Raw genomic sequence first — 12,049 nt, 5'->3', positions numbered from 1 at the left:
GCATGACTGCGGATTTTGCACCCACCAACCTGACCCACCACTTTCTGATCGCCATGCCGGGCCTAAAAGACGAGCTTTTTGGCAACAGCGTGGTGTTTTTGTGCGAGCACACGCCGCGCGGGGCGATGGGCCTGATCATCAACAAAGCCAGTGAACTCACGGTGGGCGAGTTGTTTGACAAGGTGGACTTGCCCCTGCGCCGCAGCGAACTGGCGGAGCAGCAGGTGCTGCTCGGCGGGCCGTTGCAAACCGACCGCGGCTTTGTGCTGCACCCGGCCATGGGCGCGGTGCAGGCGGTGGGCAGCGACGAAACGCCGCCGGCGGTGGCGCGTGCCCTGCGCGAGGCGCTGGCCGGGCTCGAGTCCGATCCCGAATCCGAGCGCGGTGCGCCCGCACCCGATGAGGCACAGCACAAGGCGGTGCCCGCGCTGCCCAGCGCCTATGCGGCAAGCCTCAAAATTGCGGGCAGTGGGCTGGAGATGACCAGCTCGCGCGATGTGCTCGAAGCCCTGTCCTGCGGCGCCGGGCCAGCCAAGATGCTGCTCACCTTGGGCTATGCCTCGTGGGGCGAGGGGCAGCTCGAATCCGAGATCGGTGAGAACAGTTGGCTGACAGTGGACGCCGATCCGGCCCTGATTTTTGATACCCCGCTGGCGCAGCGTTATGAAAAGGCCATGGCCCTGCTGGGTCTGCAGCCGTGGATGCTGGCCCCGGGCGCGGGGCATGCATGAGCGCGGCCGGTCTTGCCGCGTTGCCAAGCGCCGCACCGGCTGCGGTCGTGCCAGACAGTCAGCGCCTGTTTTTGGCCTTTGACTGGGGGCGCAAGCGCACCGGGGTCGCCACCGGCAATCGGCTCACCCGCAGCGCCACCGCCCAGTCCACGCTGCGCGCCGAAGGGGCGGCGCGCTGGCCCCTGATCGAAGCGCGCCTGCGCGAGTGGCAACCCGACGCGCTGGTGGTCGGCATCCCCACCCACCCCGACGGCGCGCCGCACGAAAACACCGCCTTGGCCTTAAAGTTTGCGCGCCAGTTGCGTGGCCGCTTTGGGCTGCCGGTGTACGAAGTCGATGAGCGCTACAGCAGCACCGAGGCGCACAGCCTGGGCGCGCGCGACGCCGATGCCGCCGCCGCCTGCATCATTTTGGAGCAATTTTTGAGGAGTCTGCCTTGAGCCATTTGCCACTCGATGCCGAGCTGCTGTATGCCGAGCTCAAGCGCGGCGTGCAAGCCCTGCTCGCGGGCAGCGCCGCCTGCCCGCACCTGGTCGGGGTGGCCACCGGGGGTGCCTGGCTGGCCGAGCGCCTGCAAAGCGAGTTGGGCCTGCCGGGGCCAGCGGGCATCATTTCTTCCACGCTGCACCGCGACGACTACGCCCAGCGCGGCCTGCGCGCGCACGGCTCGCAAACCAGCCTGCCGTTCGAGGTCAACGCTGCCCAGGTGCTGCTGATCGACGACGTGATCTACACCGGGCGCACGCTGCGAGCCGTCATCAACGAGCTCTACGACCACGGCCGCCCGGCCTGCGTGCGGCTGGCGGTGCTGGTGGACCGCGGCGGGCGCGAGCTGCCGCTGGCGCCCGACTTTGCCGCCGTGCGGCTGCCGCTGGATGCGGCGCTGCGCTTCGAGCTGGTGCGCCGCCCCGAGGGCGGCTTCGACTTCGAGCTGGCTGCCGAAACCGCATCCAAAACCGCAGCCACCGGCCCCACACCCGGCAGCAAGGCGCAGGAGGGCGCGGCATGAACAACCCACAACTCAACCGCCACGGCGAGCTCATCCACCTGCTCTCGACCGAAGGGCTGCCGCGCGAAATTTTGACGCACATCCTCGACACGGCGGCCAATTTCGTCGGCGTGCACCAGCGCGAAGTCAAAAAACTGCCGCTGCTGCGCGGCAAAAGCGTGTTCAACCTGTTTTTCGAAAACAGCACGCGCACCCGCACCACCTTCGAAATCGCCGCCACGCGCCTATCGGCCGACGTGATCAACCTCGACATTGCGCGCAGCTCGGCCGCCAAGGGCGAATCGCTGCTCGACACCATCGCCAACCTGAGCGCCATGGCGGCCGACATCTTCGTGGTGCGCCACAGCGAATCGGGCGCACCGTATCTGATCGCGCAGCACGTGGCCCCGCACGTGCACGTGATCAACGCCGGCGACGGGCGCCACGCCCACCCCACGCAGGGGCTGCTCGACATGTACACCATCCGCCACCACAAGGGCGATTTCAGCCAGTTGTCTGTGGCCATTGTGGGCGACGTGCTGCATTCGCGCGTGGCGCGCTCCGACATCCACGCCCTGCGCACGCTGGGTTGCCCCGATGTGCGGGTGGTCGGGCCGCGCACGCTGGTGCCGCCCGATCTGGCCGCCATGGGGGTGCGCGTCTGCCACGAGCTCGAAGAAGGCATCCGCGGCTGCGACGTGGTGATCACGCTGCGGCTGCAAAACGAGCGCATGAACGGGGCCCTGCTGCCGTCGAGCCAAGAGTATTTCCAGCGCTTTGGCCTTACGCCCGAGCGCCTGCGCTGGGCCAAGCCCGATGCCATCGTGATGCATCCGGGGCCGGTCAACCGCGGTGTCGAGATCGCCTCCAGCGTGGTCGATGGCGCGCAGAGCGTGGTGCTGGAGCAGGTGACTTTCGGCATCGCGGTGCGCATGGCGGTGATGGGCATCGTCGCCGCCAACGAAGCCTAACCGCCTGTGGAGCAGCAAACATGAAGATACTGATACAGGGCGGACGCCTGATCGATCCGGCCAGCCAGACCGACCGGGTGGCCGACGTGGCCATTGCCGCCGGGCGCATCATCGGCATCGGCCCGGTGCGGCCCGACTTTGCGCCCGAGCGCGTGCTCGACGCCCGCGGCTGCTGGGTCGTGCCTGGCTTGGTGGACCTGTGCCTGCGCCTGCGCGAGCCGGGGCAGGAGCACGCCGGCATGTTGGAAACCGAGCTCGGGGCGGCGCTGGCTGGCGGCGTCACCAGCCTGGTCTGCCCGCCCGACACCGACCCGGTGCTGGATGAACCCGGCCTGGTGGACATGCTGAAAGCGCGCGCGCAAAAGCTGCGCCAGGCGCGGGTGTTTCCGCTCGGTGCCCTCACGCGCGGCTTGAAGGGCGAGGCCTTAACCGAGATGGTGCAACTCAGCCAGGCCGGCTGCGTGGGTTTTGGGCAGGCCGAGGTGCCCATCGTCAACACCCAGGTGTTGCAGCGCGCCCTGCAGTACGCCGCCACCTTTGGCTACAGCGTCTGGCTGCGGCCGCAAGACTTTTGGCTCGGCCAAGGGGTGGTGGCCAGTGGCCCGCTGGCTACGCGCATGGGCCTGAGCGGCATACCGGTGGCGGCCGAGGTGCTGGCGGTGCACACCGCGCTGGAGCTGCTGCGCGGCGTGCAGGCCAGCGCCTCCAGCTCCGGGCCGGGCGTGCGCCTGCACCTGTGCCGGCTCAGTTCGGCGGCGGCGGTGGCGCTGGTGCGCCAGGCCAAGGCCGACGGCCTGCCACTCACGTGCGATGTGAGCGCACACAACCTGCACCTGTGCGACGCCGACATCGGCCACTACGACACCCGCGCGCGCCTGCAGCCGCCGCTGCGCCAGCCCAGCGACCGCGCCGCCTTGCGCGCCGCGCTGGCCGATGGCAGCATCGACGCGCTGGTGTCGGATCACAACCCGGTGGCGGCCGACGCCAAGGTGCAGCCCTTTGCCGAGGCCGAGCCGGGCGCGACCGCGGTCGAGCTGCTGCTGGGCCTGGCCTTGCAGTGGGCGGCCGAGGAGAAAGTGCCGCTGCTGCGCACCCTCGAAGTGCTCACGGCCGGGCCGGCGCGGGTGCTGGGGGCGAGCTTGGGCACTTTGCAGGCCAGTTTGGGGCGCGTCAGCGAAGGCGGGGTGGCCGACCTGTGCCTGATCGACCCGCAGCGCGCCTGGACGGTGGCCGGGGCTGGGCTGCGCAGCCAAGGCCGAATCACCCCGTTCGAGGGCCGCGAGCTGCCGGCCAGTGTGCGCGCCACGCTGGTGGGCGGGCAGGTGGTGTTTGAAGCGGCCGCCCTGCCCGGGCAGGCTTGACACGCCGGTGGAGCGACGACCCATGAGGTTTGTGCGCGCTGTCTGGCGCTTGCTGCGGCTGCTGCTGCATATCGCAGTGGGCTTGTACCTTGTGCGTTGGCGCTTTCCCGGTTTGTCCGCAACCGCGCGCCAAGTGACAGCGCGCGACTGGACGCGCCAGGCGCTGCGCATCATGGGGGTGCGGCTGCAGGTGCTGTGCGAGCCACCGGCCGCAGGGCCGCTGTTGGTGCTGGCCAACCACATTTCGTGGCTTGACATTTTGCTTATCAACGCCAGCCAGCCGTGCCGTTTCATCTCCAAATCCGAGGTGCGGCATTGGCCTGTGATTGGCCTTTTGGCGATTGGGGCGGGCACCTTGTTCATCGAGCGCCAAAAGCGCAGCGACGCGTTGCGGGTGGCGCAGCAGACGGCCGCCGCATTGCGCGATGGCGATTTGATTGCCTTGTTCCCAGAGGGCACCACCGGCGACGGCCAAGGCATCATGCCCTTTCATGCGTCGCTGCTGCAGTCTGCGCTCGAGGCCGACTGCCCCATCCTGCCGGTCGGGCTGGTTTATCTTCGAGGCGACGGCCATGCCCTGCTGGGCGAGGCGCCACGCCACGATGCGGCAGTCTATATTGGGAAAGCGAATTTGCTCACTTCGGTCTGGCGCATCGTCAGCGCCAGCGATTTGCAGGCCGTGGTGCACTGGGGCGAGCCCGACACCGCACAAGGGCGCGACCGCCGCGCCTGGGCCGAGTCGCTGCGGGTCGAAATTGGGCGTTTGGCCAATCAGCCCTTGTTGCCGCGCACGGGCGAGCCGCCGCGCTGGAAAAAAACACCAGAAAAAACACCTCAAAAAGCGACATGAGTGCCGGGGTGCAGCCGGTGGCTGCGGGGCCCTCAGGCAGGCGCTGCTGGGCGGTCCAGTGCGCCCAGATTGACCCCACCCGTCGGGCGCAGCCGGGGGTCGCCCAAGGCCGGTTTGTTGCGCGCCGTGCCGTAGTCGGTGCGCAGTTGCCCAATGCGCTGGCGCAGCTCGTCGGCCCCGGCCAAGCTGGAGCCGTAGCGCTGCAGCACCAGCCAAGCCGATTCGACGGCGCGCGCATTGTGCGTGGCCTCGGCCGTGCGCAAGAGGTCTTCTAGGGCGCTTTGTGGCGAGCCGTTGTTGGCCGTCTTGAGAGCGCGCTCGATCAGTTGCACCATGTCGTCTTGGGCCTGCTGCAGGCGCTCGGCAAAGGGTGGATGGGCGCTGGCTGCGCTGCTCAGCAGGTCGCCCATGGCCTTGCTGGTAGCAAAGCGGCGCCCGATGCGGTCGATCACGCCCGTTTCGTCCAGCCAGCCGGCTTGGCGCCGCTCCAGCCCGCTCAGCGCGCACAACAGGTTGAGTGCTGCCTCCATGTCAAAGCTGGGCTCCATGACCCGGTTGCAGGCTACGGAAACCAGGTTGCGCGCTTTTTCGGGCTGGCCTTGCTGAAAAAACGACAAGGCGGCCACCAGGTCGGTAAAGCGCTGCAGGCGCAAGTCATCGGATTGGGCGCGCAAGCGCTTGCGCAACTCGGCCAAGTGGCGCTCCAGTTGCGCCGGCTGCTGGTTGGCAAAGGCCGCCAGCGCCAGCAACACCAGCGACTCGCTGTCAAACATCTTGGAGTCCAGCCCAAGCTGGGTCGAGCGCTCCAGCAAATTGACCGATTGGGCCCGGTTGCCCGCAAAAAAAGCCAACATCCCCAGACGCTGCTGGCGCCCGATGGCCAGTGGGGTGAAGGACAAGGCCGTTTGCAGGCTGGCAAGGGCGGCCTGAAACTGGCCCAGCTCCATTTGCACCCGGCCCTGCACATCGTAGGCTTCTGGGTAGTTGGGTTCGAGTTCGAGCAACTCCTGCAGCGTGGTCAAGGCGGCGTTGGGTGAGCCGGCGTCGAGTTGCGTGCGCGCCACGCCCAACAAGGCCCACGGCTTTGGGTCGGCCTGCCACAAGGCCGCGAACAGCGCTTGCGCTTCCTCGAAGCGGCTCAGGCGCAGCAACACCTCGGCCCCTAGGCGGCCAGCTTGCTGCCACTGCGGCCCGCGCTCGGCCAACCGGGTGCGCGCCAGTTGCACCGCCAGATCGGTTTGCCGGGCCTCCAGCGCGGCGTAGATCGGCTGCAACGCGGATTTGCGCAGGCGGGCTTGCGCGATCCGGTCGCCCAGGCTGCCGGCCGAGTAGGGGCGCACGATGTAGCTGTCCACCGACGATTCGGCCGCTTCGCTCACCTTTAGGTAGGTGGCTTCATCGGTCAACAAAATGAAGACGGTGGCGTAGGGCAGCAGGCCGCTGCGGCGCAAATCGTCGAGCAGGTCTTGGCCGTTGCTGCCATCCTTGGGGAACTGGTCACCGCAAATCACCACATCGAAGGGGTTGCGCTCCAACTCGCGCCGCGCTTCGCTGATGCGGCTGGTCTGGCTCACCGATTGCAGCCCCATGGTGCGCAACTGGCCCGCCAGCGTCATGCGCGTGTTTGGGTTGCCATCGACCACCAAGGCTGCCGACTGGTGCAGTTCCTTCGGTTGGCTTGGCGCGAGGGCAAGCGCTGGCAGGGCAGAGGGGCTGTTCATGGGTGCGTGGGTGGCCGCAGCGGAGGGTATGTGTGACTTTAACCCGGATTGCCCGTTGGGCGCTCCTGCGTTGCGGTTTGCTTGCAGGCGCTGCAGCACCAGCGCAAAGCCGGATGTGAGCAAGGGTCGAGGGTCCGTGGTTTACCCTTGCTGACGTGTCAGTTTCATGAATGCTGGCTTAACTGCTGCTAAGATTCACACCTTAGATGTGCCCACGGGCGGCCTGCCCGGCATTTATTTCCTTACCAGGAGCCATTCTTGAAAAAGATCCTCACCGTCGCCGCCCTAGCGGCCTCCTTGGCCTTTGCGGCCTAGGCCCAAACCCCGGCGCCTGCTGCTGCTGGCGCCGCCGCCAACCCGGTTCGTTTGGGGATTTTGCTCGGCTTTACCGGCCCGATCGAATCGCTCACGCCCGGCATGGCCGCCAGCGCCGAGCTGGCCATTCGTGAAGTCAACGCCAGTGGCTTGTTCCTGCGCGGCACCCGCGTCGAAGCCGTGCGCGCCGATTCAACCTGCGTCGATGCCGCCGCCGCCAGCGCCGCCGCGCAGCGCCTGATCACCGCCGAGCGCGTCAGCGCCATCGTCGGGGCCGACTGCTCGGGCGCCACCACCGCCGTGCTGCAAAACGTTGCCGTGCCGCGTGGCGTGCTGATGGTTTCGCCATCCTCGACCTCGCCCGCCCTGACCACGGTGCGCGACAACGACCTGTTCTTCCGCACCGCCCCGTCGGATGCGCGCCAGGGTGAATTGATCGCCGAGCTGCTGCGCGAGCGCGGCATTTCCCGCGCCGCCCTGACCTTCACCAACAACGACTACGGCCGCGGCTTGTCCAGCCACATCCGCAGCAACTTTGAGCGCCTGGGTGGCCGCATCACCATTGCCGCCGCGCACGAAGACGGCAAGGGCGACTACACCGCCGAAGTGGCGGCGCTGGCCGCAGCCGGGGGCGAGATCCTGATCGTGGCCGGTTATGTGGACCAAGGCGGGCGCGGCATCATCCGCTCGGCGCTCGACAGCGGCGCCTTCAACCGCTTCTTCCTGCCCGACGGCATGATCGGCGACAGCTTGGCACCGGCCATCGGTGCGGGGCTCAACGGCTCCTTTGGCACCAAACCCGGCTCCGAAAGCCCCGGTGGCACGCGCTTCGAGCAACTGGCACGCGCTGCCAACATCAACATCGGCCCCTTCACGCACCAGTCCTACGACGCCGCCGCTTTGATTTTGCTGGCCATGCAGGCCGCCAACTCGACCGACAGCGCACGCGTCAAAGAGCAGATCATGGCGATTGCCAACGGCCCCGGCGAGACCATCAACGCCGGCGATCTGGCACGCGGTCTGCGCATTCTGGCCGCAGGCGGGCGCATCAACTACGAAGGCGCTTCGGCGGTGCGCCTGATTGCCCCGGGCGAATCGGCTGGTGGCTTTAGGCTCATCGAAGTGCGCAACGGCCGCATGGAAACCACTGGTTTCCGCTGATCCCTACGCCACAGCCAGCCGCCCCGGCACCGGGGCGCTGGCTGACCCTTCAACGCCTAAAAAACGGTCCGCCCACCCGGTGCGGGCCGTTTGTTTTGTTGCCATGATAGAAGTCAAAAACCTACGGATGCAGTTCGGTGGCATCCGCGCCGTCGATGACGTGTCGCTCACCATCGAAGCCGGCCGCATCACCGGGCTGATCGGGCCCAACGGTGCCGGCAAAACGACGCTGTTCAACGTCATTGCCGGCCACTACCAGCCCACCGCGGGCCAGGTGCTGCTCGACGGGCAGGACATCACCGGCTTGCCGCCGCACGAGCTGTTTGCCCGTGGCCTGCTGCGCACCTTCCAGATCGCGCACGAGTTTGCCACGCTCACGGTGCGCGAAAACCTGATGATGGTGCCGCCGCGCCAGAGCGGCGAAACCCTGTTGGGCACCTGGCTGCGCCCGAGCCAGGTGCGCCAAGAGGAAGAAGCGGTGCGCGCCAAGGCCGACGAGGTGATCGCCTTTCTGCAGATCGAGGCCGTGGCCGACGAACTGGCCGGCAACCTCTCGGGCGGGCAGAAAAAACTGCTCGAACTCGGCCGCACCATGATGACCGAGGCCAAAATCGTCTTTCTGGATGAAGTCGGGGCCGGCGTGAATCGCACCCTGCTCAACACCTTGGGCGACGCGATCGTGCGCCTGAATCGCGAGCGCGGCTACACCTTTTGCATGATCGAGCACGACATGGACTTCATCGGCCGCCTGTGCGACCCGGTGATCGTGATGGCCGAAGGCCGGGTGCTGGCGCGTGGCAGCGCCGCCGAAGTCATCGCCAACGAGCAGGTGATCGAAGCCTACCTGGGCCGTGGCCTGAAAAACAAACCGGGGGCAGCCCAATGAGCTTTCTCATCGGCGAAAACATGACCGGCGGATACGGCGGCAGCGACATCCTCAACGGCTGCACCATCGCGGTCGAACAGGGTGAGATTGCCGTCATCGTCGGGCCCAACGGGGCCGGCAAATCGACCGCCATGAAGGCCATTTTTGGCATGCTCAACTTGCGCCACGGCCAGGTGCGCTTCAAGGGCGCCGACATCACGGCGCTCAGCCCGCAGCAGCGCGTGCTGGCGGGCATGGGTTTTGTGCCGCAGACGCACAATGTGTTCACCTCCATGAGCGTGGAAGAAAACTTGGAAATGGGGGCCTTCATCCGGCGCGACGACATCCGCGCCTCGCTGGAGCAGGTCTATGCGCTGTTTCCGGTGCTCAAGGAAAAGCGCCGCCAGCCCGCCGGCCAGCTCTCGGGCGGCCAGCGCCAGCAGGTGGCGGTCGGGCGCGCTCTGATGACGCAGCCGCAGGTGCTGATGCTCGACGAGCCCACTGCGGGCGTGTCGCCGATCGTGATGGACGAGTTGTTTGACCGCATCATCGAAATCGCGCGCACCGGCATCGCCATTTTGATGGTCGAGCAAAACGCCCGCCAGGCCCTGAACATTGCCGACAAAGGCTACGTGCTGGTGCAGGGCAGCAACCGCTTCACCGACAGCGGCGCGGCCCTGATGGCCAACCCCGAAGTCCGTCGCTCTTTCCTCGGAGGCTGAGCAGCCATGGAAGATATTTTCAACGCCTTGGCGATGTTCACCAACTTCGTGCTGCTGCCCGCAGCCGCCTACGGCAGCCAGCTCGCGCTGGGTGCGCTGGGCGTGACGCTGGTCTATGGCATCTTGCGTTTTTCCAACTTCGCCCACGGCGACACCATGGCTTTTGGCACCATGATCGCCATTTTGTTCACCTGGTGGCTGCAATCGCAGGGCGTGAGCCTGGGCTTTTTGCCCACGGCGCTGCTGGCGATACCGGTGGCGGTGCTGGTCACCATAGGCTTTGTGCTGCTCTCGGACCGCTGGGTTTATCGCTACCACCGGGTCAAGAAAGCCCCGGCGGTGGTGTTCCTGATCTGCTCCGTGGGCGTGATGTTCCTGCTCAATGGCATCGTGCGCTTCATCATCGGGCCGGGCGAGCAGCACTTCACCGACGGCGAGCGCTTCATCTTCACCGTGGCGCAGTTTCGCGACTTCACCGGGCTGGAGCAGGGCATTGCCTTGCGCACCAGCCAGGCGCTGACGCTGGTCACGGCGGTGCTGATCGTGCTGGCGCTGTTCTGGTTTTTGGAGCGCAGCCGCACCGGCAAGTCGATGCGCGCCTACTCCGACAACGAAAACCTGGCGCTCTTGTCGGGCATCAACCCGGAGCGGGTGGTGCTCATCACCTGGGTGCTGGCCGCTGCGCTGGCCACCGTGGCTGGCGTGCTGTACGGGCTCGACAAGGGCTTTAGGCCCTTCACCTACTTCCAGTTGCTGCTGCCGATTTTTGCCGCGGCAATCGTCGGCGGGCTGGGCAGCCCGCTGGGGGCGATTGCGGGCGGCTTCATCGTCGCTTTCTCCGAGGTGCTGCTCACCTACGCCTGGCGGCGCGTGTTCATGTACCTCGGCCCCGAGGGCTGGGAGCCCGAGGGCCTGATGCAACTGCTCTCAACCGACTACAAGTTTGCGGTTTCGTTCGTGATTTTGGTGCTGGTGCTGCTGATCCGGCCAACCGGCCTGTTCGGAGGTAAATCGGTATGAATGCCTGGATCAATCACAAGGCCAATGCGCCGATCTTGTTTGGCCTGATGGGGCTGGCGCTGGTGCTGGTGGGTGTCATGCAAAGCTGGTCGCTGGCGCTGACCATCATGATCTACTGCGTCATCGGCGCCATCATGGCGCTTGGGCTGAACGTGCAGTGGGGCTACGCCGGGCTGTTCAACGTCGGCCTGATGGGTTTTGCCGCGCTCGGCGGCATCGCTGCGGTGCTGGTCTCCATGCCGCCCACCCCCGAGGCCTGGCAGGCCGGTGGCTCGGGCATCATCACCTCGGTGTTGCTCTCGCTGGCCACGCTGCTGGTGGCGCTGCTGGTCTATAAGCGCATGAAGCGCGGGCGCGCGCGCATGTGGGCCATGGCGGTGATTTTGCTCGGCGGCTACTTCATCACCCGGCACTTTTTCGACCCGGCGGTGGAGCTGATCGAAGCTGTCAACCCGGCCGCCACCGGCTACCTCGGCGGCCTTGGGCTGCCGATCATGCTCTCGTGGGTGGTGGGTGGCCTGTTCGCGGCCGGGGCGGCGTGGATGATCGGTAAGATCACGCTCGGCCTGCGTTCCGACTACCTGGCCATTGCCACGCTGGGCATCGCCGAGATCATCCTCTCGCTGCTGCGCTTCGAAGAGTGGCTCACCCGAGGCGTGAACAACGTCAACGGCCTGCCGCGCCCGCTGCCGCAAGAGATCGACCTGCAGCAAACCGCCTGGCTGCAGGAATGGGCGCTGCGCCTGAGCATCGAGGTGCCGGACTTGGCCTCGTACATCGTCAAGCTGGGCTATCTGGGGCTGGCGCTGGGCGTGCTGCTGCTGCTGTTTTGGCTGGCGCAGACGGCCATCCACTCGCCCTGGGGCCGCATGATGCGCGCCATCCGCGACAACGAAACCGCCGCCGAAGCCATGGGCAAAGACGTGACCGGCCGCCATCTGCAGGTGTTCGTGCTCGGTTCGGCCATCGTCGGCGTGGCCGGCGCCATGCTGGTGACCATAGACGGCCAGTTCACCCCGAACGCCTACAACCCGCTGCGCTTCACCTTCCTGATCTGGGTCATGGTGATCGTGGGCGGCTCGGGCAACAACATGGGCGCCATTTTGGGCGGCTTCCTGATCTGGTTCTTCTGGGTCCAGGCCGAGCCGATCGGGCTGTGGCTGATGGACATCATCACCGGCACCCTGCCGGCCGAGAGCTGGCTGCGCGCGCACCTGCTCGAAGGCGCGGCGCACATCCGGCTCATGGTGATGGGCATGATCTTGCTGCTGGTGCTGCGCTTCAGGCCGCACGGGCTGATACCGGAGCGCAGCGAGCGGCCGCATTCGCTGCGGCGCTAGCCCT

Annotated in this window: 12 protein-coding genes; 11 read left to right on the top strand and 1 reads right to left on the bottom strand. The window is 66.8% G+C overall.

Features of this window, described 5'->3' with window-relative positions; translation table 11 throughout:
- The first annotated feature begins 2 nt into the window (after window positions 1–2).
- The 6 genes from SRAA_RS08325 to SRAA_RS08300 are packed head-to-tail and all read left to right on the top strand — an operon-like array spanning window position 3 to window position 4,901.
- Window positions 3–731, top strand: coding sequence for a YqgE/AlgH family protein (locus SRAA_RS08325; protein ID WP_029462384.1), 729 nt, complete (start codon window positions 3–5; stop codon window positions 729–731).
- Window positions 728–1,171 (top strand): Holliday junction resolvase RuvX, encoded by a 444-nt coding sequence (gene ruvX / locus SRAA_RS08320; protein ID WP_045532057.1) that lies wholly within the window; start codon window positions 728–730, stop codon window positions 1,169–1,171. The genes SRAA_RS08325 and ruvX overlap by 4 nt, the downstream gene beginning before the upstream one ends.
- Window positions 1,168–1,740: a bifunctional pyr operon transcriptional regulator/uracil phosphoribosyltransferase PyrR gene (gene pyrR, locus SRAA_RS08315; RefSeq protein WP_082039987.1), complete on the top strand. Its 573-nt coding sequence runs from the start codon at window positions 1,168–1,170 to the stop codon at window positions 1,738–1,740. Before ruvX ends, pyrR begins: the two co-directional genes overlap by 4 nt.
- Window positions 1,737–2,690 (top strand): aspartate carbamoyltransferase catalytic subunit, encoded by a 954-nt coding sequence (locus tag SRAA_RS08310; protein ID WP_045532055.1) that lies wholly within the window; start codon window positions 1,737–1,739, stop codon window positions 2,688–2,690. Before pyrR ends, SRAA_RS08310 begins: the two co-directional genes overlap by 4 nt.
- A gap of 20 nt (window positions 2,691–2,710) precedes the next feature.
- Window positions 2,711–4,051, top strand: a complete 1,341-nt coding sequence (locus SRAA_RS08305) for a dihydroorotase (RefSeq protein WP_045532053.1) — start codon at window positions 2,711–2,713, stop codon at window positions 4,049–4,051.
- Window positions 4,052–4,073: 22 nt separating this feature from the next.
- Window positions 4,074–4,901 (top strand): lysophospholipid acyltransferase family protein, encoded by an 828-nt coding sequence (locus SRAA_RS08300; protein WP_052369100.1) that lies wholly within the window; start codon window positions 4,074–4,076, stop codon window positions 4,899–4,901.
- Between the two features lie 32 nt (window positions 4,902–4,933).
- On the opposite strand, the gene SRAA_RS08295 is transcribed toward SRAA_RS08300, so the two are convergent.
- Entirely contained in the window at window positions 4,934–6,622 is a 1,689-nt protein-coding gene (locus SRAA_RS08295; protein WP_045476296.1) for a response regulator, read from the bottom strand.
- A gap of 366 nt (window positions 6,623–6,988) precedes the next feature.
- Between SRAA_RS08295 and SRAA_RS08290 the strand changes: the two genes are divergently transcribed.
- From SRAA_RS08290 to SRAA_RS08270, 5 genes are all read left to right on the top strand, one after another.
- Window positions 6,989–8,098, top strand: a complete 1,110-nt coding sequence (locus SRAA_RS08290; protein WP_082039986.1) for an ABC transporter substrate-binding protein — start codon at window positions 6,989–6,991, stop codon at window positions 8,096–8,098.
- 103 nt (window positions 8,099–8,201) lie between these two features.
- Window positions 8,202–8,984, top strand: coding sequence for an ABC transporter ATP-binding protein (locus SRAA_RS08285; RefSeq protein WP_045532051.1), 783 nt, complete (start codon window positions 8,202–8,204; stop codon window positions 8,982–8,984).
- Window positions 8,981–9,685 carry an ABC transporter ATP-binding protein gene (locus SRAA_RS08280; protein ID WP_029462375.1) on the top strand — a complete coding sequence of 235 codons (705 nt, stop codon included), beginning with the start codon at window positions 8,981–8,983 and terminating at the stop codon, window positions 9,683–9,685. Before SRAA_RS08285 ends, SRAA_RS08280 begins: the two co-directional genes overlap by 4 nt.
- Before the next feature lie 6 nt (window positions 9,686–9,691).
- Window positions 9,692–10,705 carry a branched-chain amino acid ABC transporter permease gene (locus SRAA_RS08275; protein WP_045532049.1) on the top strand — a complete coding sequence of 338 codons (1,014 nt, stop codon included), beginning with the start codon at window positions 9,692–9,694 and terminating at the stop codon, window positions 10,703–10,705.
- The gene (locus SRAA_RS08270; RefSeq protein WP_045532047.1) at window positions 10,702–12,045 is read left to right on the top strand and encodes a branched-chain amino acid ABC transporter permease; all 1,344 of its coding nucleotides are present in this window, start codon (window positions 10,702–10,704) and stop codon (window positions 12,043–12,045) included. Before SRAA_RS08275 ends, SRAA_RS08270 begins: the two co-directional genes overlap by 4 nt.
- The last annotated feature ends 4 nt before the right edge of the window (window positions 12,046–12,049 follow it).

Source organism: Serpentinimonas raichei (assembly GCF_000828895.1).
Taxonomy (GTDB): domain Bacteria; phylum Pseudomonadota; class Gammaproteobacteria; order Burkholderiales; family Burkholderiaceae_C; genus Serpentinimonas; species Serpentinimonas raichei.
The sequence above is the reverse complement of the archived record's forward strand: the minus strand, read 5'-3'. Positions and strand labels throughout refer to the sequence as shown.

Bases quoted from the DNA above. Each gene is read 5' to 3' on its own strand.
- SRAA_RS08310 (WP_045532055.1), top strand. From the start codon at position 1,737: ATGAACAACCCACAACTCAACCGCCACGGCGAGCTCATCCACCTGCTC.
- SRAA_RS08280 (WP_029462375.1), top strand. From the start codon at position 8,981: ATGAGCTTTCTCATCGGCGAAAACATGACCGGCGGATACGGCGGCAGC.
- ruvX (WP_045532057.1), top strand. From the start codon at position 728: ATGAGCGCGGCCGGTCTTGCCGCGTTGCCAAGCGCCGCACCGGCTGCG.
- SRAA_RS08285 (WP_045532051.1), top strand. From the start codon at position 8,202: ATGATAGAAGTCAAAAACCTACGGATGCAGTTCGGTGGCATCCGCGCC.
- SRAA_RS08325 (WP_029462384.1), top strand. From the start codon at position 3: ATGACTGCGGATTTTGCACCCACCAACCTGACCCACCACTTTCTGATC.
- SRAA_RS08275 (WP_045532049.1), top strand. From the start codon at position 9,692: ATGGAAGATATTTTCAACGCCTTGGCGATGTTCACCAACTTCGTGCTG.
- SRAA_RS08300 (WP_052369100.1), top strand. From the start codon at position 4,074: ATGAGGTTTGTGCGCGCTGTCTGGCGCTTGCTGCGGCTGCTGCTGCAT.
- SRAA_RS08305 (WP_045532053.1), top strand. From the start codon at position 2,711: ATGAAGATACTGATACAGGGCGGACGCCTGATCGATCCGGCCAGCCAG.
- SRAA_RS08270 (WP_045532047.1), top strand. From the start codon at position 10,702: ATGAATGCCTGGATCAATCACAAGGCCAATGCGCCGATCTTGTTTGGC.
- SRAA_RS08295 (WP_045476296.1), bottom strand. From the start codon at position 6,622: ATGAACAGCCCCTCTGCCCTGCCAGCGCTTGCCCTCGCGCCAAGCCAA.